The 20947-nt window shown below is 42.6% G+C and carries 20 protein-coding genes; 3 read left to right on the top strand and 17 right to left on the bottom strand.

Translation table 11 applies throughout. From position 1 onward, the window contains the following. Positions 1-125 precede the first annotated feature (125 nt). On the top strand, positions 126-479 hold the full coding sequence (locus GXP65_RS04510) for a DUF413 domain-containing protein (protein WP_010453583.1): 354 nt from the start codon (positions 126-128) through the stop codon (positions 477-479). Positions 480-626: 147 nt separating this feature from the next. Here GXP65_RS04510 and GXP65_RS04505 read toward each other — a convergent pair whose 3' ends face one another. Continuing rightward, positions 627-878: a DUF3081 domain-containing protein gene (locus GXP65_RS04505; RefSeq protein WP_005428828.1), complete on the bottom strand. Its 252-nt coding sequence runs from the start codon at positions 876-878 to the stop codon at positions 627-629. Between the two features lie 375 nt (positions 879-1253). Between GXP65_RS04505 and nagB the strand changes: the two genes are divergently transcribed. Further along, positions 1254-2054 (top strand): glucosamine-6-phosphate deaminase, encoded by an 801-nt coding sequence (nagB, locus tag GXP65_RS04500; protein WP_005531216.1) that lies wholly within the window; start codon positions 1254-1256, stop codon positions 2052-2054. Between the two features lie 126 nt (positions 2055-2180). Here nagB and GXP65_RS04495 read toward each other — a convergent pair whose 3' ends face one another. The 16 genes from GXP65_RS04495 to GXP65_RS04420 form a co-directional block, all read right to left on the bottom strand. Continuing rightward, the gene (locus GXP65_RS04495) at positions 2181-3047 is read right to left on the bottom strand and encodes a glycerol kinase (protein WP_162092142.1); all 867 of its coding nucleotides are present in this window, start codon (positions 3045-3047) and stop codon (positions 2181-2183) included. Positions 3048-3201: 154 nt separating this feature from the next. Further along, on the bottom strand, positions 3202-4146 hold the full coding sequence (locus tag GXP65_RS04490) for a helix-turn-helix transcriptional regulator (protein WP_162092141.1): 945 nt from the start codon (positions 4144-4146) through the stop codon (positions 3202-3204). A 245-nt stretch (positions 4147-4391) separates the two neighbouring features. Further along, positions 4392-6302 (bottom strand): hypothetical protein, encoded by a 1911-nt coding sequence (locus tag GXP65_RS04485; RefSeq protein ID WP_240334962.1) that lies wholly within the window; start codon positions 6300-6302, stop codon positions 4392-4394. A 187-nt stretch (positions 6303-6489) separates the two neighbouring features. Continuing rightward, positions 6490-7362: an OmpA family protein gene (locus tag GXP65_RS25465; protein WP_162092140.1), complete on the bottom strand. Its 873-nt coding sequence runs from the start codon at positions 7360-7362 to the stop codon at positions 6490-6492. Then, positions 7363-8415: a hypothetical protein gene (locus GXP65_RS04475; RefSeq protein WP_162092139.1), complete on the bottom strand. Its 1053-nt coding sequence runs from the start codon at positions 8413-8415 to the stop codon at positions 7363-7365. After that, positions 8399-9124, bottom strand: a complete 726-nt coding sequence (locus GXP65_RS04470; RefSeq protein ID WP_162092138.1) for a hypothetical protein — start codon at positions 9122-9124, stop codon at positions 8399-8401. The genes GXP65_RS04475 and GXP65_RS04470 overlap by 17 nt, the downstream gene beginning before the upstream one ends. Before the next feature lie 14 nt (positions 9125-9138). After that, positions 9139-11928, bottom strand: a complete 2790-nt coding sequence (locus GXP65_RS04465; RefSeq protein ID WP_162092137.1) for a CS1-pili formation C-terminal domain-containing protein — start codon at positions 11926-11928, stop codon at positions 9139-9141. Then, a complete protein-coding gene (locus tag GXP65_RS04460; protein WP_162092136.1) occupies positions 11925-12449 on the bottom strand; it encodes a hypothetical protein in 525 nt (174 codons plus the stop codon). Before GXP65_RS04460 ends, GXP65_RS04465 begins: the two co-directional genes overlap by 4 nt. 68 nt (positions 12450-12517) lie before the next feature. After that, on the bottom strand, positions 12518-13063 hold the full coding sequence (locus tag GXP65_RS04455) for a hypothetical protein (protein WP_162092135.1): 546 nt from the start codon (positions 13061-13063) through the stop codon (positions 12518-12520). Between the two features lie 625 nt (positions 13064-13688). Then, positions 13689-14117 carry a hypothetical protein gene (locus GXP65_RS04450; protein WP_162092134.1) on the bottom strand — a complete coding sequence of 143 codons (429 nt, stop codon included), beginning with the start codon at positions 14115-14117 and terminating at the stop codon, positions 13689-13691. A gap of 183 nt (positions 14118-14300) precedes the next feature. Next, positions 14301-15182 carry an L-ribulose-5-phosphate 3-epimerase gene (locus tag GXP65_RS04445; RefSeq protein WP_038898432.1) on the bottom strand — a complete coding sequence of 294 codons (882 nt, stop codon included), beginning with the start codon at positions 15180-15182 and terminating at the stop codon, positions 14301-14303. A gap of 8 nt (positions 15183-15190) precedes the next feature. Continuing rightward, positions 15191-15838 (bottom strand): 3-keto-L-gulonate-6-phosphate decarboxylase UlaD, encoded by a 648-nt coding sequence (locus GXP65_RS04440; protein WP_005434690.1) that lies wholly within the window; start codon positions 15836-15838, stop codon positions 15191-15193. A 5-nt stretch (positions 15839-15843) separates the two neighbouring features. After that, positions 15844-16665, bottom strand: coding sequence for a Cof-type HAD-IIB family hydrolase (locus GXP65_RS04435; RefSeq protein ID WP_017818330.1), 822 nt, complete (start codon positions 16663-16665; stop codon positions 15844-15846). Between the two features lie 4 nt (positions 16666-16669). After that, entirely contained in the window at positions 16670-17362 is a 693-nt protein-coding gene (locus GXP65_RS04430) for an L-ribulose-5-phosphate 4-epimerase (RefSeq protein ID WP_039986419.1), read from the bottom strand. Positions 17363-17371: 9 nt separating this feature from the next. Then, positions 17372-17848: a PTS sugar transporter subunit IIA gene (locus GXP65_RS04425; protein ID WP_009702554.1), complete on the bottom strand. Its 477-nt coding sequence runs from the start codon at positions 17846-17848 to the stop codon at positions 17372-17374. 123 nt (positions 17849-17971) lie between these two features. Then, on the bottom strand, positions 17972-19732 hold the full coding sequence (locus GXP65_RS04420; RefSeq protein WP_162092133.1) for a PTS ascorbate-specific subunit IIBC: 1761 nt from the start codon (positions 19730-19732) through the stop codon (positions 17972-17974). Between the two features lie 386 nt (positions 19733-20118). Here GXP65_RS04420 and ulaR point away from each other — a divergent pair, with 386 nt between their 5' ends. Continuing rightward, positions 20119-20874 (top strand): HTH-type transcriptional regulator UlaR, encoded by a 756-nt coding sequence (gene ulaR, locus GXP65_RS04415; RefSeq protein WP_162092132.1) that lies wholly within the window; start codon positions 20119-20121, stop codon positions 20872-20874. Positions 20875-20947: the final 73 nt, after the last annotated feature.

The raw sequence follows: 20947 nt of genomic DNA, 5'->3' as shown, positions 1-20947 counted from the left end.
AACCAGATTAACAACTAATTAAAATTTTGACGACAAAAAAGTTTTGTTTTTCTTTTGTTAGCTTTGCGCCTAATTTTCGCCGTAATTCATCACATTCATCAATAACGGTTACAGAGGCTGTTGATATGTCTGACACTGAATTTCGTCATGGCAAAAAACGTTTTTACGACAACGTAAAATTCCCACGCGGCTTTGCAAAGTCTGGCGATTTTACTCTTTCAGAAGAGGAAATCCTAACAATTTATGGGGATACTATGCTTGGCCTAGAGTCAGGCGAGTTGACACCTGAGAACAGCGAAGAAAAACACTTCGTAAAAGTTCTGGAAAACCCAGGCAAAGCGAAAACTAAGATCGAGCGCACTTGGCTTAAATACGTACAGCTAGCTCGTGGTCGCAAACGCTTCCACACGCTAAACGGTCGTAACAAACCAGAAGCGTCAGATGACTACGCAGAAGAGAGCCTAGCAGAAGACGATTAATCGACACAGCCAAGATTTAATGCTTGGCTAAACTGCGGAACGATTCGTTCTGTGGTGTTGCAAAAAACTTTTTCTTTTCCAAAAAGCCCGAAGGTGGAATCCCTTAGGGCTTTTTCATTTTTAATAAACCCATTATTTGGCGAGTACTCACTTCGCCAGCATGGCGACCTTCTTCAAGAAACTGTCTTTGAGATGCTCTTGGTCGTACTCCAAATGATAGGTATTGTGGAAGCCCACCTTTAACTCCACGCCATTGCCTCTAAGAAACACGTTATAGCCATCGTAATCAGAAAAGGCTTCTACCCCTTCATACATCTTGCCAAACTCAGTAGGCGTGCCGTTGTTCATCACACATTCGTATGCTTGCAGCACTTTGGTTGCGTCTAATTCATTTTTCATTGCGATTCCCTCAGCAATAAACACACTTTAATTATGGTTAAGGAAAAAACGCCGTGCCACACCATAGATTGCGTGAGATCATAAGTTCGGCATTTTTCTTCCCTTTCTGCTACGCAACTTGGTTCAATTTAACTCGCCCTATCAGCCAAAAAACTTAATTTCAGTCATAAATTTTAAACGCTAATCAACTAACCTAACCTTCTCTACATAAGAGGGTAACGGCGAGAAGCAAACGTAAAAACTGTTGATAAAAGCAACATTGGTTAAAGAAAAAGCAAATTTTTGACCTAAAACAATAGCAGATCGCCATTACTTATTTTATAATGCGAATTAATGTTTCAGGACATCTTAAATTCCAATAACTAGGGGCACAAAATGAGACTTATCCCGTTAGCTCAAGCAGCACAAGTAGGCAAGTGGGCAGCAGCACACATCGCTAAGCGCATCAACGACTTCAAACCAACAGCTGAGCGTCCGTTCGTTCTGGGTCTACCTACTGGTGGCACTCCTCTAGCAACTTACAAAGCATTGATCGAACTTTACCAAGCTGGTGAAGTGAGCTTCGAACACGTTGTGACTTTCAACATGGACGAGTACATCGGTATCCCTGCGGATCACCCAGAATCATACCGTTCATTCATGTACACCAACTTCTTCAACCACGTGAACATCCAAGAAGCGAACATCAACCTTCTTAACGGTAACGCGGAAGATCACGAAGCGGAATGCCAACGCTACGAAGACAAAATCAAGTCTTACGGCAAGATCAACCTATTCATGGGCGGCGTAGGTAACGACGGTCACATCGCATTCAACGAGCCTGCATCTTCTCTGTCTTCTCGCACTCGCATCAAGACACTAACTGAAGACACTCGTATCGCGAACTCTCGTTTCTTCGATGGCGACATCAACCAAGTTCCTAAGTACGCACTAACTATCGGTGTTGGCACGCTACTAGACGCTGAAGAAGTGATGATCCTAGTAACTGGTCACAACAAAGCACTTGCTCTAGAAGCAGCGGTAGAAGGCAGCGTAAACCACCTATGGACGGTTTCTGCACTTCAACTACACCCTAAAGCAGTGATCGTTTGTGATGAGCCTTCACAACAAGAGCTTAAAGTGAAGACAGTTAAGTACTTCTCAGAGCTAGAAGCGGAAAACATCAAAGGTTTCTAATCCCTCGGGTAACAACCAAAGATAAACGCTGAATACACAAAACCCGTGAGTCATCACGGGTTTTTTCGTTTTTAAAGACTGGCAGGTTTGAAGGTTTAGGAAGTTAAACAACCGCTAGCGCGGTGCTTAGTAAGCTTGAATACCAAACTGACGCAGACGTTTCGGCAATACCTCATCGAGCTTATCTAACTCGCTCGGTTCAACTTCAATGAGGTTGAAGTTATGCAGCTCGTACACCGCACGAACCTTCTCTCGCTCCGCTTCTAACATCTCGCCAGAATCGCTGCCCCAAAACTGCAAATAGACTTTGCCACCCGGAAGGTAGAAATCGCTTGTCACGTCTTGGTCGATCGGCAGTTGGCGCTCGTAAGCATGCACCACACCAGCCAAATACAGCCAGTTATCGATCAACAGTTCTCCTTTAGAACGAACATAATGCCCATCTAAAGTGCGGTGCTTAGCTTCAAACTTCTGGCGAAAACTAGAAAATGACTTATCAGTGGAATGGGACTCGGCATCTTGTCCTAAAAACTCAATCACAGACTGCTTGAGACGCTTGTTACGCAGCACTACGTCGTGCCACACCACAAAGGTATTCTGCGACTCTTTATCGGTTCTCTGCTGGCCACCAGCGCGGATTCCGGCTTCGGTTAAGCTCCAACCCTCTTCGGATTTGCTGATCCAACCTAATTCACTTAACAGCTGGTTCATGCGTTTGGCATTAAGCTTAAGCTTCTCACCTAACTGGGTTGCGCTATAAGTTTTTCCAGACGTTGCGGCAAGCTCGATGTGCAAGTTGGTCGGCCATACGATGAACTGCCCAAATTTAGGGTGATCGACATACTCACCGCCGAACTTGGCGCCCTCTTCGGTCAAAATCCATTTCTCGTCTTGACGAACGATGTAGCCAGCGCGTTTGAGATCCGCAAACAGCAGCTTGGCTTCTATCTGACGCATTTTTGCCAGCGCCGACGTCGATATTTTTTCAGACACGATTCATGCCTCCTGCTGCGTAAAGTAGGAATAGTAAAGGGGATAATATTACCGCAAACTTCAGGAGAAATACTTAGTAAACTGTTACATTGCTACTAAATATCATTACTGCCAGCCTACCGGGCTATACACGAATCAGGTACCTTGAATCAGGTTAAGAGTTACAGTCACTCTTTAAAAAATCTTTAATTAAACTTAAAGAAATTTTGTTCGTAAGAAGGACACTCGTATCTACTCGAACAACACAACGCTCGTACCTTCTTGCACCTAGCTTTACTCCACCTATATCGACTGGGGTTTTGGTCCCTATGATTTCAAATCCAACTTCACTTAGAAAGTCGACTAACTGACCGGATAATACATTCATGTATACCTCCGTGATATTGGCGTTTTTAGCAAGAAAATAAAGGAAAGTACCCCATTGATAACGAAATACTGCCGTCGTGCTAGAAAATGAAGTTGCTACATACAAAGCACACGTTTTAGTATCTCGAAATCGAATAGATTGACGGAAATCTACATCGCAGTGCTTTGCTTCCTCATAGAGTTCTGCGTTATTAAAAAAAAATGCGATAGTGTGCCCAATGACATCACAGCTATCCTCCTCAGGATGCACCCTCACACTAAAGATTCGATGTTCTTCTTGATAGAGATAGAGATCAAGGTTGAACAGATCTTGTCGCTCGGAATTATATCGGTCATGAAACCGTCTAAGCATGTGAATAACATTATCATCAACTCTATGAAATAGTTGGCTATGACAAATCGGGGTTTCATTATCAGTGACCTCAACTTCAAAAGCAGCTAGGGTCATGTTACGAAAGTTTGACTCGAATCGTTCAAGCAGAAAGTTTTCTAATTCATCCGGTTTTTCATCACTAATAAGCGAACACAAAAACGGGCGAACATCTGTCGTTAGACAACGCAGAACCCTTAGTGCTTTTGCATTCGTTGGCGAAGTTACCTCCCTTTCCCAGCGACTAATCGTCACCAAATCCAAAAGTGCGAATTCTTCATCCTTTGACGAAAGAGCAATAGCCAAATCTCTTTGTGTATAGTTTTTGGATTTACGAATCTGTTTTAACTGTTTGCCAAACATTCCATACTCCTATTGTTATTTCTTCAAAACAGCCATGATCTCATTTTCTGTTGATAAAAGAACAAGCAAAGACATCACTACTAAAAATAAGAATGCCTAATAAGGCTAGTACAAAGCCAAAAAAATAGCTTCTAGCACTTACATGCTAGAAGCTATTGTGAAGGCATTCTTTTTAGGTAAATGCAAGCTGAAAGAACCGTTCAGTCATTACAATAGATCGTTAAACTTTCATATCTGATGAAACTTTACTTAGTATCAATCCAAAGCTCTAACCCACTCAAATAAGCATTACCAAACGCCTTAAACCCTGTGAGCACTTCTGAATCAGAAAGGGTATAGGAACTATAATGTTGATTACTATAATCTTTGTTGCCGCACGTTAACATTAGATGCCCACTTGTGCTATATAACTTTAATCGGGACATTTCGTCTACCTCAGCAGAACCAAAACCTGTAGGCCCCCACCAAGCTTCAATTCTTCCTATACTTTCTACCGAGATAGAATGATGAGATCCTCCGGAACCGCCAATATGAGCTCCCCCTTCCTGATACATCGAGTCAACTATCCAACCACACCCGAAACCTATGTTTGTGTTAATACGTACATCAAACAAGTAATCATCGCCTACTTCATTCCCAAAAAAAATAACTGGGTAACCTGGAGGAGTTTCATCAACACAACTAACATAACGGAGGTTACCATTAAAATCGTTAGCGTTACTCGTCCCATTTAACAAATCGATAGAGCGATGATAAGCGCTCCCGCCGGTACCAGAGTTACTTGTCCAATACGGTAAATCTACAGGCCAATTGTGATTTACAAAAACCCCACCACCAGTATTTCCGTCGCTGTATAAACTTTGAAGTTCTACAACGGTCGGAAGTCTAGCTCCTTGTGCTAAGCAAAGGTTATTTGCGGTATCCCAACTGTGTGAAGCTGTAATCACGTTTTCCAATGAGGTAGTTCCATTTCCCTGTTGTGGGGTGCTCGATATCCCAGCAGATACAGCTCGCACATGACTTAATGGTGGAAGGAATATCAAACCTCCTGAAACAATGCTACCGTAGGGACTACTAACATATGATGACACAACTCCTGTGGCATACCCGCCTTTGCCATCAGAGACAACGTATGTGACCGATGCCTCTCCAGGTTGTTCGCTTAAAAAATCGAACTGCGTATCATTGAAATAATTACCATCTCCATTTGCATCATCAGGGATAGAGACTTTAGCTCCGAAACTGTATACATCAGTTAAGTGAAGAGTATCACCATCGCTATCGCTAATGAGATCAGTGACGTCAAACCTCATTGACTCCCCATAAGGGATCGCTTTTAAAGTATCCCCCGAATTAGGGTCAGTAAATGTTGTAACAATCTTAGATTCAGCAACAGGAGCATTATTCCCATTCTGCGAAACCGCAATATCTAGAACACCACTCAATATATTTAAACCGTCGCTGTAACTAAACAGAATGCGTTCAACACCACTTGGTATGCCCATTCCAGGCATGTACTCAATTGTGTTCTCTATTGGGTCAGAAACTGCACTGGAATAGGTAGTATTGTCATTTGGTAGGTTGACAGTTGTAGATAAAGAGTAAACGGTCGTATCAATATCATAGCCCAACTTCCCTAACTCGAAAGGCAAATCTATCTTTACTGACGTGCTGGAAGAAGTAACACCAGATAATGGTGGAAGTTGGTCAGTAGTTTCCCCAACCACGACTCTAACTGTTGCTTCGGAATAGCCATCACCTATAGTGCTAGTGGAACGAGAAACAAGTGGAGATCCAACTATATAACGATAATCACATGCTTTGGCACCATCAGCATCAATCGTAAAGCTAGTAGCTCCCATAGATTGCACTTCACAACCATCATGAGCATTCAAAGGAATCACATCGGTCAAAACCACCTGTGAGCCATCAGAAGATTCCATACTATCGGATAGATCAACATCAAATTTTGAAGTAAGAACAGTTTCTCTAACAACATCCTGAGCATAGTAAATAGTGTCACTTTCAACAGGAGGGATTATTGGTTCAGGAGACGGGGCAGAGGGAGAACCCGAACCTTCTCCTCCGCACGCAGTTAAAGCAATAGACAAAGCTACTACTAGTTTAGAATCAAATCGGCTTGCTTCATTTATCATTACGTTTACCAATACAATTATGAACAACAAAAAAGTTGTACCAAGTGATAACCTGCACACTCTTTCTATTTGGAGTAGAATAAATCGAACATTTAATAGACATTCTGCATTTCAATAAAATAAATAATCTTAATGCCTAATTTTTATTCTTTATCAAAAGGGCTATATTAAAGTTATTTTCATCCAACTACTTTACGTTGACATGAGCTCGTCTATTTTTTTCTCTTCCTAATTTTGTATCATTACTAGTAATTGGTTCACTTTCCCCTTTTCCAATTATTTTCATTTTTTTTACAGAAACTCCATTTTCAATGAAATAATTAGCTACCGAATTAGCTCGTTGCTCTGAAATTTTCTGATTTATCTTTTTACTACCAGCGTTATCAGTATGACCAACAATAACCATTGACCATTCTTTAGGTTCTTTCATCAAATTACTTAGTAGCAATTCTAAAGGTTTAGTATTAACCATTACAGTATCATTAAACTTAAAATTAACAACGGCACTTTCCTGAAAATTATACAATTCTTCCTTTTTAACTTGCTCTTTTTCAGCGGATTCTATCACGACTTCTTGCACATCTTTAACAACTGTTGGTTCGAGTTCTATTTGAGGCTGGCTATTAAAATAATAGCTTAACCCAATATAAATCTCGTTACGATTCACGAAATTTCCATCAGCGTGAAAACGATAGCCAGTTTTCAAAAAATTATTTTGGTTGAGTTGATACAATAAACTATAGTCAGAATAAAGGTTATTTCCTAGCGTTCCTACACCTAAACTAAAATTAAGACCCTTTGTAATTTTAAACTCTTTCGCTACACCAAAATCAATATCACTTTCAAAATACTCTCTCTCTTGCTTGAATGTGTTAAAAGGTACATAGCCACCAACACGCCATTTCAACTGCCACAACTCAACAGCAAGGGTAACTGACGTTGCTGATTCTTCACCAGAATAAAATCTTCCTTCAACCGCCCAGCCCAACTCTTCTGTTGCATTTGCCAAAGCAGGAAACAAAAGAATAGCAAATAGCGATTTCACATATTGTTTAGCCACTTACAATGCTTCCTCTAAATAAAAGGAAAACTCTCCGCGGTATTGCCCCGTTTCAATTTTATCTGCATCTGCAGCGTCATAATGGACTTTGAGGCGAAAAGAAACTTCTGAATCGCTGCCCGTAATAACGGCCTCTGGTTGTTGACGTATACCATCGACAACGAGCTGAGATTGGGAACATGCTCCAATGCAAGAAATATTATAAGGAAGGTTTTCCACGCCCGTTGATTCAAACTCCATTTCATAAGGAACATCATCCAAAGTCAGTTGAACACCACTGGTAAAAGAACCTTTCGCCACAATATTAAATAACGTGTCCCCAGACACTTTATGGTTCAGCGTGTCATAAGTTGGCTGAATAACACCATTACCTTCAATTTGAACGCTATCGAGACTAGCTGCTGTATAGTCAATCATTACAATCATTGGCACCGACGCTGCATAGCGATAAGTCCATGTGCCTGTATTTGACTTAAAATAATAGACAGGTTGTACTGTCACCATTCCAGAATAAACACCACTAACAACGCCTGAGTTTTTAAACGCCTGAACAACCGCATTGCTATCCACTTCTAGAAGTGGCCGTACAAATTGAAATGGGGTGTACTGGATTGCAGGATCAGTCGTCACATAACTTTCGTTTGCAACGCAGTTGTTCCCGATCAGCCTAGTGGTGCTGCCTTGCTGCTCAGATACGTTGCAAGACGAACTCCCAATCATGGGAGCGCCTCGGTCAGTAAAATGAGCAGAAGCCTGTCCAAGTTCATACTCTAAACCTGCAACAGTAATCTCTACATTTACTTCTCCACCTGGCCCTTGGAGGGTAATAGTGTTATTTGGTAGAGTGAGGAATGTACCAGGAAGCCATTCATGTGTAGGTGTCAAACCATTAATAGGCTTCCAGTTACTCAGAGCAACATAGTTCCCCATTGATTGGCCGTTATTCCACCACAATTGACTCCCCTCAATCACACCATGTAGAGTGGCAGCTCCAACATTAGACAAATAGAACACGAAGATGAGAGCAACTAACTTTTTATAAAGTAAACTCATCTTGATACCTTTGATCATGATTTGCGACGGTCACCTGAACATTTCTCCCTTGAATCCCCTCAGGGAGCTCTATTTTCATTTTACGCCCAGACAACACGTGATATACCGCCCGACAAGAATTAATCGCTCGCAACTTATTACAGTTATCAAATTGGATTTTTAAATACGTATTACCCGTGTTGTGAACTTTTACGGTATGCGCTTTTTCATCATAATCCCAAGAATATTCCATTCTTTGCTGACTCGCAGGGACTATGTAGTAAGGTGCCATACCAAAAGAAAAACTAACACTCTGCCCTTCCACTTCGTCTGGCGCACTCACTGGAGAAAACCGGATTTGATATACTAAATCCCGACTCCGATCACAATCGGCCTTACAAAGGTACTTAACTGCTACATCGCGAATTTCCCCGGGTAATAAACGTAACTTAGAAGGGTTAACCGCTAAATCCCAAATAGGGAAGTTTTCACGAGTTAAAGGAATTTTTTCAATCTCACCGCTACTCACTTTTACCTGAAGCACCTCGCCTTTTACGTAAACCGTTTCTTTTTGAGTGTTGGTTACTGTAAATGTACCATGACCATTATCATTACCAACTTTTAATAGGCTATCTACGCTAAAGGTTGAAGCGCTAACGGGCAATGAGTTGCTAATTCCACCTAAAAGTAGGCATCCGTATAAAACGAAAGATAAGTATTGTTTATTCATTGTCTATCTCTAATTTATCTCGATACAAGCATTGGTCTATCAAGAGTTTCTTCAAGCGCATATTGACTCAAAGACTCAATAGCTTCTTGCTGGTTCAGTGCTAACAGGCTCGGAGATTCAACAAATAAGAAAGTCCGAGTCCCCACTGTTTGTTTAACAAATTTTAAAGATGAGTCATTTAATGAGGTTTCATAACTTTCAATAATGTCCATATCGTTAAACTCACCAACGTAATAGTAATAGTTTCCACTATCACCACGAGTAATTCGAAACTGTCCTTCCTCTTCAAAATTAGGCATACAGAAATTCTTACCTAAATTTTGTGTTGAAAACTCATCAGGAGAAGGAATAAGACAACGCTGTGCACTAGTTCGCAATTCGAATGGTAATCCTGAGCTAATTCTAAATTTAAAAACACCATCTGTGATTTGCTCTACAGACACACACCCTGTACCCAAACACTCAACAAGATCAATGGGATTACCCTCTATATCATTGAATATTGAGATGTATGATTTCACTTCCCTAAGGTCAACATCCAAGTTCATAACCGTACCGGGATAACTAGTTGCTTGGTATTTGGACCTTCCTAGATTGTGATAGTCACTGGCATCTTCATCCAAAGCAATTTGATAATCTAGATATTGATCCAACGGGTAAACAACCTCTTTATGATCTAGTAATATACGACCAGTATGAGTACCATTTGCCTTTAAATTAGCAGTAGCCAAAAATGCTTGGTCACCTTTATTAGTGTCACTTAGCTTTGCGTTGTTTTCATTATTAATAACAAGATAGGAGTCTGACTTACTCCGAGTTTGTTTAATACCGTCATTGGTTATAAGAGTAGTACTGCTCAAACTTCCAGAGATATTACTGCTGTGACTATCAACATAAGCAAATGCATTACCATCAATATATTTATTTTTATAGTTACCAGACGTAGAACCGTAATAGTTCACTTTGTTATCATCTTGTGCGTTATCAGAATAAGTTGTTCCTGCTTCAATATTCATTGAAGCATTTTCTGATAACTGGTAAGAGTTACCAATAGAACCAGTATATTGCTGGCTTCCTTCAAAAATATTGGTGCTAAATGAAGAGTAACCACTCGAGCTTAAAGGTATCGATACTGATGCTAAAATAGACCAATTATCATAAGTCCCCCCATTGATATCGACTTCGTCGGAAAGAGACAGTTGCAAATCAACGGTAGAGTTAAACCAACTAGAAAAGCTATATCCTGCAGTCATTGACTCGTACGAACTATAGATCTGATCTATGTTCTCAAATACCATACTTTCTAAGCCCTCGTTGACAATGCGAGAGTAACTAACATATGCACGCCCGAAACCGATAGATCGACCATAGGAAGCTGAAACTTCTTTTTTTGAACCATAACCATAAAGATAATTGGCAAATGAGATTTTATCTGCCACGACGGTTCGATCATGAAATTGGCTTGCGCTAAAGTTCATTCCATAGAGCGATAGATTACTTTGTAAGTAATGAGTGCCATCATCGAAAATGCCATATAGACTATTAAAACTAATGTTACTTGAAGGATTATAGTTTAAAGCGAGCTTAGCAAAATAATCATCCCTTGTATTTAATAACCCTACCCCAAAAGCAACGTCAGAATTTATTTGTGTAACGGTTCTTGCCTCTAAGAAGACGTTATACTCATAGTCATCAACTAATGGTTTAAGCTGTTCATTAGCAATAATTTCCTGTTTCTTTAGAGAACCAGCAGTAATAAAATAGTCCCAATTTCCTACATCTAGTTTCGATCCATTATTATTATACACTTTATGAAACTTATTATAGATCTCGTTATTACCTGCATTAACCAAAATATTATACACTTCTATTCCAGATGGGAGATCACTATAAGATATATAGTTCTGACCTGCTGGAACATTGCGTTCTATTACCGGAGTACCATCTTCTCTATATACAAATAACCGTCCAGATTGTGGTATGGAAAAATATATTCTAGGTTGATTCTCATTATCTCTATATTCTAATTCACTAGTTGTACCTGTCGATACCTCAATAACACTAATATCTTCATCAGCATCCAACATTGAAGTACTGTTCCAGGCTCGAGGCATATTCTCTGAAGAAAAGCCAACCTTTATATGTTGATTCTCTTCCAGATAGTGGAAAGCTAACTCATCAAAGTATACTTTTTGTTCTTTAAAGTTTTCATCCGTCGTAGATACATTCAAGTCTGAATGTATAAAGCCTCCAAGTAAGCCAATCGTTGTTTCATTGTTGTAATAAATCTCACTCGAAGATCCAATATTGCTATTCATACTTAAATCGTGGTGAATAATAATGGCATTTTCACCACGGGTCTCACTCACATAGCGTTGGCTTTCCTGTTCCTGTGACATTAAAGAGTCGGGAACTAATATGCGCAACGTTTGTTCTTCGTTGACAACAACATACTGCACTTCTTCTGGTGTTGTATCACTCAGTTGACAAGTTGTTCTTCGTCCCAAACAATGTGGAGAATCCGTAATACCAAATGTTAAGTCAGAAATGATTGCCTTTGCAGCACTCGACTTTACATATTGGCTTTTTAATAATTCATTGAGCTCAACCTTCATCTCATCTGTCATTGCCAACGTCGTTGAACCAAGACCTAAAAAACCAGAAGCGCGATATTGAGCATCATCATTTATGACAATGTTAATGTTTGCTTCTTTTTGCTCAAACAAATCCTCGAAACCTTCTGGTACATTTGCAAATGCAATTCTTGTCAGCAAAATCATCAGGACTAATAACAACTTTTTCATATGGATAGTTCCGCTAAAACAGACACTTCACCATTGCATTTTAAAGCAACATCATTAATCTCATCACTCCGTATTAGTACTTGATTTTGGCCAATACGAAAGCCACTTTCATCGATAGAATCCAAAGGTTTAAGAGAGGTAATATCACCTTCATTTATCAATTCTCCATCGATAAAAACGTTCATGAAATCTATTAATGATGTACCGTCAGGTGAATTAATTTCTTGACACTGAGAATCATTAGTCAACAAGTTTAACCGATAATAAAATAAAACACTCTCTTGAGCCGGAATATTTGTGTTCACAAGTAAAAATGAGGTTGAGTCATTAAATCTGTTAAGATTTTCGCTATAATTCAAAATTAATTTAGATGGGTTCGACTCCATCGATAGTGAATATGGGTATAGTTTAGATTTATCTATATATGTAGATACAGGTAGCGTGTTCTTAATAACCTCACAGGAAACAGAGTAAGATATTAAACTTAATAAGGTCACAAAAAATACATTAAAATACATCACAATAGTTAAACCTAATCAGAATAAAGAAAGGCTGCATTTTTGCAGCCTTAAAAAACATCGGCTAGAATTTAAAGAGCGCCTACGTCACCTTCTGCAAACAGAGTAGTACGAACGGAAATCGCATCATTCGGTGTTACAACTCCAGTAGGAGCACTCGTGTAAGAAACTTGAATTAACGCATCCGGATTACCTGCTGCTGTCGCAACTTGTTCGTTATCAGCCACAGTAGAACCATTAACTTGTACAACAAGATTAGTTGTATCGTATGCATTACCAGCCACACCATTGTGCTGAATTGCTCGATTTGCCACCCACCAGTTAATCGCATTTGGGTATGTTGTTGCGGGATCAATTTCACCAGTAACGCCATCTAAAGCAAACGCACGAACAGGAACAATAGTTGAAGAGAAAGTACCATCTTCATTCGCACTAACTTGGCCTTGTTGAATCTGACCACCTGATGGGCTTGCTAGACCAATATCCGTACCTACAAAACCACCCGGAATTGTGCCACTCCATAAAATCGTTGATTCAGCTGGTGCCGCTACTGCTGAAGTCGCTGCAAAAATACCAAACACAGCGCTTACTGCAGCGCCTAAAACTTGCTTTTTCATTAATAAAACCTCATGTTTATTTTGATTGAGTAGATATACACTCCATTAAATACTGCATCTCGATTTGAGATATCTTACCTGATAATTTTTACTAGATTATTTAATATCACAACTCAGGTAAGACCAGTAAACTCATTATCAATGATTATTTAACAATCAATTTAACAGAAGTAAAATTTTTTGATAACTCATGCCTAATTATTATTAATCAATCTCTATGCTATGTAAAAAATTGAAACGATACGATTGGCTTAGCAAATATTACTTATCATAATTTATCACAATTAAAATAAATACCATCAACTTGCCTAATAATAATGTGCATGTTTGTATTTATTATCATTTCGTGTAGAGCAAAAATAAAAAAGCCCGTTGTGATGATGGATCCAACGGGCAAAACTAGAGTTTTAAATTTTATAATAAATGAAGGGTTAGTTTATTCTATAGCTTTAGTTAAATTGATGAATAAGAACCCTACCACAAGGATATTAATAAAAATGTTATACCTATGTATAGCTTATTAATTTTATTTGGATTAGTAATGCCTAATTGAATGTTTATTCCGTTCAGCAGCTTACATAAAAGGAGCACTTTGGCTCCTTTCTCTACATCGAATTGAATCGGCTTAATTATTTGCAAGCTTGGCAAACTTGCTGTAAGTACTGATTTTGCCGTTGATGTACTCGATACCACTGTGCACATTGTTTTCGGTGTGACCAACAATTTGGTATTCGACGATGAATTCGCCGCTGATGACTTTGATAAACAAGAAGCCGCCGCTGACCTTCCATAGTCCCTGCAAACCGCGCTCACTGAACAAGTCTTTTTCCACCAACGTGCCATTTGGTTTGAGCTCTAAAATCGACGAGAAACCGTCGACGTTCACTTTTACCCAAGGTTGTTGATGCACTTCGTAGCTGAGGATTTTGCGGCGTGTCTTCGCCCACTCACGCAGATCTTGTTCTTGCGCTGGGGTGAGAATTGGCAAGTCTTCCATCTCCAATAGGGTGTGATGTTTTTCGTACCAGAAAAGTTGCAGATGGAGTAATTTCATTCAGATTAACGGGGTTTCATAACGACAAAGCGCAACTTTGCGCCAACCCTGATGGTAAGTCAACCAATGAAACGAAAGAGTGCAGTTTTCACGAGGGTTAAAAACTGCACGTTCCCACGATGGGAAAACGGTGCCCAATAACGAGCACCGGAGCATGTAAGTGTTTATACGGTTAAGAGAGAATTATGCGGCAAACAACCTTGGCAATTCCGCATGATCACACGCTTGATTTAAGCGCTGTTGGGCGGTTTGAATGTGCGCACGCCAATGTTCATCTTGCGCCCACATCTCAATCACCAGCGGCACGACGCAGTCTGTCTCTTTGAGTGTGCGGAAGATGGCATCGAAGTTCACTTCACCATCGCCAATCACCAGATCGCGGAACTGACCTTTGTATTCTGGCGTCACGCGATACGTGTCTTTAAGGTGGATTTGGGTAATGTGCGGCTTACTCAATTTCAGCTCAGTACATACGTCATAGTTCCAACCAGAGATATTGCCCACGTCTGGATAAGCGGTGAAATACGGCGAATTTACTTCGCGATTGAGCACCTCAAACTTACTCAATGAGTTAAGGTAATCGGTATCCATGATTTCAACAGCAAGCATCACTCCCGCACGCTCAGCCAGTTTCGCCGCTTCCTTCATCCCTTCAATAAAACGCAAGTGGGTAGCACGGTTTGCTGGCTCGTAATACACATCGTAGCCAGCTAATTGAATGGTACGGACGCCAAGTTTGTACGCCAATGCAATCGCCTTTTCCATGTGCAGCACGGCTTGCTCTCGGATCTTCGGATCAGCCGAGCCAAACGGGAACTTGCGGTGCGCGCTCAAACACATCGACTGCAATGGCATGCCGTAACGTTCGCACTGGTGACGCAGGGCATAAATCGTCTCGTCGTCCCAATCTAAGCGGCTGCGGCGCTCGTCTGATTCGTCCACCGAGATCTCAAGAAAGTCGAAGCCCAACTCTTTGGTCACGCTGAGCTTTTCTTCCCAGCTTAACTCGTTCGGCAACGCTTTCTCATACAAGCCAACACGATGACGTTGTAGGTTCTGATACATGTCGCCTCCTAGTTCCAGTAACGGTCGATTTGCGCTTTCAATGCTTCTGCGGTTTCTTGCCCTTTGTCGCCAGCCAATGCACGACCTGCGATAAAGGTTTTCGCTTTGATGCCTTCAAACAGGTAGATGTCTTCTGGCACGATGCCGCCCGTGATAGAGAGCTCGATACCTAGCTCAGAGAGTTGACGCATCTTGCTGATGTCAGCGTCTGTCCAGCCAATGCCTGCCAACTCTGCGTCGCGAGAACGGTGGTAAATCGCTTGAGTAATGCCAAGATCCACCCACGCTTGCGCATCTTCCATCGTCCAGTTGCCGTAGATTTCGATTTGGATTTCGCCGCTAAACTCATCCGCCACTTTTTTACACGCTTCGATGGTTGCAATGTGCGCTGCGGCTGAAACCGTAATCCAGTCAGCACCAGCTTCAAACGCCATGCGAGACAAAATCGCGCCGCCATCAGTGGTCTTCATATCACACACCAGAATGTGGTCCGGGTGGTTCTTACGTAGCGTCGAGACTGCATTCATCCCTTCTGCGAACGCTAAGATGGTGCCCACTTCAATCACATCGACGTAGCTATGTACATTGCTTGCAACCGCCACGGCGTCAGTTAGGTTAGTTTGGTCTAGAGCGATTTGAATCATTGGTTTGGTCATGATGCTTATCCTTGAATTTTTTCACGTATCAGACGAGCTAAGCCGTCGTTATTGTTATCGGTTTCGCACACCAAACGGGCGCTTGAACGTACCGTCTCGTCTGCGTTATTCATGGCAACGCCTAATCCGGCGTAACGGAGCATGGAAATATCATTGTGGTTATCGCCCACGGCAATGACATGATTCGGGTGATAACCCAGCTCAGAAACGTATTCCGCCAGTCTTAAGCCTTTACTGTTACCTTTTGCTGCGAAGTCGATGCGATTCGACCACGAGCGTTCGCCGTTAAATTTCTCTTTCACCCATGGGTTTTCAATCAAGCGTTCTACCGAGCTTGGTAAGCCTTCCACCACGAATTTCCACACGAACTCGGTATTGCGCACTTCTTCACTGAACGAGTCGATTTTGTAGATCTTAGGTTGAAGGTGCTCAGGCGCGGTTTTCGCCCACTTTTCCAACGCTTCCATGTAGTGAATTGGGTTGTAGTTTGAGTACGTCATGGCATCGGTTACGTACATCACCATCTTGACCTGAAACTCCTTCGCTAAGGCGATGAACGTCAGCGCATCTTCCTTCTCGATGGAGTTGTGCTTGAGCACTCGGTCATTGTGGTAGTCATAAACATAAGTGCCGTTGCAGCAGATGATAGGCGTGGTAAGACCCAACTCATCGTAATACGGGCGTGCCGCGGTGTGATGGCGTCCGGTGACAATCACCACGTGACACTTCTGCTGCGCTTCTTGAATCGCTTTTTTCACCTCAGGGTGAATGCTGTGGTCATCGGTGAGGACGGTTCCGTCTAAATCTAAAGCAAGCACTTTGTACATGTCGTTACCTCTGCCCGTAGTAGGCGTTTTCACCGTGCTTACGCAGGTAGTGTTTGTCAGAAAGCTCAGGCTGGATCTTGATGCCGCTGTTGAGTGAACGCGTTGCTAATGCCATGGCAGAAATCTCTTCCAATACCACGGCGTTGTGCACGGCATCGTCAGCGTTGGTTCCCCAAGAGAAAGGCGCATGCCCTGCTACAATCACGCTTGGTACTGCCATTGGGTCGATGCGGCGTTGACGAAACTCTTCCACTATCACCAAGCCGGTGTTCTTCTCGTACTCTTCGGCAATTTCACGTTGTGAGAGCTTACGAGTACACGGAATATCACCGTAGAAGTAGTCGGCATGAGTCGTGCCCAGCGCTGGAATATCAATCCCCGCTTGCGCCCAAATCGTTGCGCTGCGTGAGTGGGTGTGCACCACGCCACCCACTTGTGGGAACGCTTTGTAGATCTCAATGTGGGTCGCGGTATCGCTGGATGGATTCATATAGCCTTCCACCACATTGCCGTCTAGATCGACCACCACAATGTGCTCAGCGCGCATGCCATCGTATTCCACCCCTGATGGTTTAATCGCAATCACGCCGCGCTCGCGGTCAATCTCAGACACGTTGCCCCAGGTGAAGGTCACCAAACCGTATTTCGGCAGTTTGAGGTTGGCTTCGAGCACACGTTGTTTCAGTTCGCTGTACATGATTTCTCCTTAGGCAGTAACAGCCAGAGCTTCATCAATCACGTTGAATACATCGGTTTTGCTGCGGCAACGGCGAAGCTTGTCTAAATCCACGCCCGTTTCGCTGTCTTCATCATCCAACACTTGGGTCACTTCCATCAGACCTTCCATGTGCTCGTCTGAAGAGCTGCCCGCTAGCGTGATCAACACATCAACTGGCTCGTCTTCGCCTTCAAAGTAGATTGGCTCTTCTAGCGTAACCAGTGCGAAAGCAGTACGAATCACGCCGTTTTCTGGTCGTGCGTGTGGCAGAGCTAAGTTAGGTGCGATGCAGATATAAGGACCCAACTCTTCCACGCTGCTGATGATCGCGTCGTGGTAGGAAGGCTGAATCGCACCAGAGGCAATCAACATGTCCGTACCAATCTTGATGGCTTCACGCCAGTTAGAGGCTTTTGCTTGCAGTTTGATTGAGTTGTTGTCGATCAGTGATTGTTTTAATCCCATTGTTCTATCTCCAGTTTGGGTGCCGTGACTTTGGCTGTCCGAAGCCCAGCACCACTGTTGTTATCCGCTGTTTGTTATTGGTTTCTTATCTCTTCATTGAGAGAAGTATTTGGTTATGCTGTTTTATTTTGCTGGTACAAAGTTTTTATTGATGATGTCGAGTAGCTCGTCCCCGAAGGAGTTAGGGTTAAGCATGTTTTGCACCCCGAGTACAAACTTGCCTTCACCTGGTTCCATCTCTGCAGACAGGTGCTTCGACGATACGATGATGTCCGTGCTCGCGAGCTTCGACTTGTAGTCCGACACTGCGCATGAGTCCATCACGTGAGGAATGCCTTTCTTCTCTAGGTATTTACCGATCTTCATTTTCATCATCATGGATGAACCTTGACCGTTACCACATACCGCTAGGATGCTTACTGGGCGCAGACCGTCGCTCGCTTTGATTGCTTGCTCTACCGCTTCAATCACTTCTGGCTCTTCACTGATTTCTACTGTGCCTTGCGCGTCTTCTTCAGCACGTAGCTTGCGAGAAGCGAAGAACATGTAAACCAGAGACAGACCAACAAGAACGAAGAAGAACATTTTCGATGCAGACAAACCTTGCATGATTGGTGGGAACACTAGTGCCCAGTCCGCCATGCCCATCCAGCCGTTGAACTCCGTACCGTGTTGGCTAAATAGGTGGATAGCCCAAGCAGAACCTAGTACCTCGATGATGCCCATCACGAAACAGATCTTCATCACCGCTTTCCAGCCACCGAAGTGGTTAGCAAATACACCGATGGTCGCGTTAGAGAAGAACATTGGAATGAAGCCAGGGATGATCATGATTGGCGCATCGAATGCCAGCATTGCAAGTACTGCTGCGAACTGACCAAGCGCACCCCACATGAAACCAAATACCATTGCGTTTGGAGAGAATGCGTAGATAGCCGCACAGTCAATCGCCAATACCGCGTTTGGAATCACGCGCTCAGAGATGCCTTTGAACGCCTCAGACAGCTCAGCAACGAACATACGTACACCGGCAACAATCACCTGAATCGCTACAGCGAATTTCAGACCCGTTTCTAAGATGTAGATAGTCCAGTGTGTGGTGCCCGCCATTTCTTGAAGGTTATCAAGACCGAATGAAAGCAGAATGATGCCGAAGAACACCGTCATCACAATCGCCGTTGCTGCGATGCTATCGTGGAAGATGTGTAGCCATTTAGGCAGTTCTAGGTGGTCAACGCTGTCGTTCTTATCACCCAGTTTTGGCGCTACTTTTGTTGCAATCCAAGACGCGACCTGTTGTTGGTGACCAATAGAGAATCCCGCCCCGCCGGTGACTTCTTCAGTTGGCTTGAACATGATGTTGGAGGAGATACCCCAGTACAGCGCCATTAACACCGCAGAATAAATGATGGTTTCCCACATGCTTGCGCCAAGCACAAAGTAGAACACCGCAATCAGACCTGCTTGCTGGAACATGATGTGACCAGTCAGCATGATGGTGCGGATACCTGTGTAGCGGCGTAACAGCACCAAGAGGATGTTGATACCTAATGCCAATAGAACGGCGTAGCCCACCCAAGAGTAGTTATCGCCCATTGCTTCCATGGTAGACATCATGGAGGTGTAAGGGTCAATGACCGAGCCAGTTAGCCCGTGGTATTCAGAAAGTTTGGAAATCACAGGTTTGAAGCCAGCAACTAGGGTGCCCGCACCCACTTGAACCAGCATGAAACCCACGATCGTTTTGATGGAACCTTTAATGATGGTGGTAGCGTCTCTTCTCAGCAACCAATAGCCAATGCATGTTACCAAACCCAGTAGTAGTGGGGCTTTGGTCATAACTTGGCTGTAAAAAATATAGAAGATGTCGTACAAGAACTCCATATCTTTACCCCTAGAGTGTTTTTTATTTGTAATCGTATGTAGGTCAGAGTGATTCCATCTGATGTCGTAGAATCTACTCAGTTTTTGCTCACGAAATAAACTCTAACAATCAAAAGTAATCACGCAATGCTCATTTGTGATTATTTTGATATTTATCAATTTTGCCCTCCAAAAAACCCTACAAATGGTAATCGGATCACACACAAAAATTAAATTACCAATAAATACAATAACTTATAAATTCTTGTGATGAAGTTCAGATTTTCATCAGTCTTGAATTTGACAATCAGGAGCGTGATTAATAGAATCAAAACAAATCACAAGTAATCACCAAATAATCACTAGATACACATTTCGGTGAATTTGAATCAAATAGGGTGATGGGTATGAACGAAGTACAAAGACACAATGGCATTCTGTCTTTATTAGAAGAAAATCAGACGATTAACGTCTCACACATTATTGAGAGCTTTAACGTCTCTCCAGCGACGGCTCGCCGTGATATCTCTAAGCTAGATGAGCTAGGCAAACTACGCAAAGTACGCAACGGCGCAGAACGCGTCGAAGCAGAAAAGAAAAAATGGTCACCGCTGAACATCAACAGCACTGAGCATTACGAAGAAAAATCCTTGATTGCGATGCAAGCCGCTGAGCTTTGTCAGTCTGGCGACAGCGTGGTCATCAACTGCGGTTCGACTGCTTTCCTACTAGGGCAGAAGTTGTGTGGGCAAGACGTGCAGATCGTCACCAACTACTTCCCATTGGCAAGCTACCTGATCAATGAAGACCATGACGATGTGATCATCATTGGCGGTCAATACAACCGTTCACAAAAATTGTTCTTAAATCCGGCGCCCAACTCGCTTGGCAGTTACGCAGGCAATTGGATGTTCACCTCGGGTAAAGGTTTAACCGAAGCCGGACTCTACAAAGCCGACATGTTAACCGCGGTGGCAGAGCAGCAAATGCTTGAGCAAATCGATAAGCTCGTCGTCGTGGTAGACAGCTCCAAAGTGGGTCACAGAACAGGCATGTTGTTCTGTCCTACCGAGAAAATCGACATTCTGATCACAGGCAAAAACGCCAACTCAGAGGTCATCAAAGCGATAGAAGCAAAAGGGACACAGGTCATTCTGGTCTAACGCGCCCTAGCCTCTTTCTCAAATAAATAAAAATAATTCAGCTCAGTGCCTTAACCACAAATTAAGGCGCTCG

This window comes from Vibrio sp. LB10LO1 (assembly GCF_010092875.1).
In the GTDB taxonomy this organism is placed as follows: domain Bacteria; phylum Pseudomonadota; class Gammaproteobacteria; order Enterobacterales; family Vibrionaceae; genus Vibrio; species Vibrio campbellii.
The sequence above is the reverse complement of the archived record's forward strand: the minus strand, read 5'-3'. Positions and strand labels throughout refer to the sequence as shown.

Bases quoted from the DNA above. Each gene is read 5' to 3' on its own strand.
- GXP65_RS04430 (WP_039986419.1), bottom strand. From the start codon at position 17,362: ATGTACAGCGAACTGAAACAACGTGTGCTCGAAGCCAACCTCAAACTG.
- GXP65_RS04420 (WP_162092133.1), bottom strand. From the start codon at position 19,732: ATGGAGTTCTTGTACGACATCTTCTATATTTTTTACAGCCAAGTTATG.
- GXP65_RS04510 (WP_010453583.1), top strand. From the start codon at position 126: ATGTCTGACACTGAATTTCGTCATGGCAAAAAACGTTTTTACGACAAC.
- GXP65_RS04490 (WP_162092141.1), bottom strand. From the start codon at position 4,146: ATGTTTGGCAAACAGTTAAAACAGATTCGTAAATCCAAAAACTATACA.
- GXP65_RS04475 (WP_162092139.1), bottom strand. From the start codon at position 8,415: ATGAGTTTACTTTATAAAAAGTTAGTTGCTCTCATCTTCGTGTTCTAT.
- GXP65_RS04445 (WP_038898432.1), bottom strand. From the start codon at position 15,182: ATGTATCAGAACCTACAACGTCATCGTGTTGGCTTGTATGAGAAAGCG.
- GXP65_RS04455 (WP_162092135.1), bottom strand. From the start codon at position 13,063: ATGAAAAAGCAAGTTTTAGGCGCTGCAGTAAGCGCTGTGTTTGGTATT.
- GXP65_RS04470 (WP_162092138.1), bottom strand. From the start codon at position 9,124: ATGAATAAACAATACTTATCTTTCGTTTTATACGGATGCCTACTTTTA.
- GXP65_RS04425 (WP_009702554.1), bottom strand. From the start codon at position 17,848: ATGGGATTAAAACAATCACTGATCGACAACAACTCAATCAAACTGCAA.
- nagB (WP_005531216.1), top strand. From the start codon at position 1,254: ATGAGACTTATCCCGTTAGCTCAAGCAGCACAAGTAGGCAAGTGGGCA.
- ulaR (WP_162092132.1), top strand. From the start codon at position 20,119: ATGAACGAAGTACAAAGACACAATGGCATTCTGTCTTTATTAGAAGAA.
- GXP65_RS04505 (WP_005428828.1), bottom strand. From the start codon at position 878: ATGAAAAATGAATTAGACGCAACCAAAGTGCTGCAAGCATACGAATGT.
- GXP65_RS04465 (WP_162092137.1), bottom strand. From the start codon at position 11,928: ATGAAAAAGTTGTTATTAGTCCTGATGATTTTGCTGACAAGAATTGCA.
- GXP65_RS04435 (WP_017818330.1), bottom strand. From the start codon at position 16,665: ATGTACAAAGTGCTTGCTTTAGATTTAGACGGAACCGTCCTCACCGAT.
- GXP65_RS04440 (WP_005434690.1), bottom strand. From the start codon at position 15,838: ATGACCAAACCAATGATTCAAATCGCTCTAGACCAAACTAACCTAACT.
- GXP65_RS04450 (WP_162092134.1), bottom strand. From the start codon at position 14,117: ATGAAATTACTCCATCTGCAACTTTTCTGGTACGAAAAACATCACACC.
- GXP65_RS04485 (WP_240334962.1), bottom strand. From the start codon at position 6,302: ATGATAAATGAAGCAAGCCGATTTGATTCTAAACTAGTAGTAGCTTTG.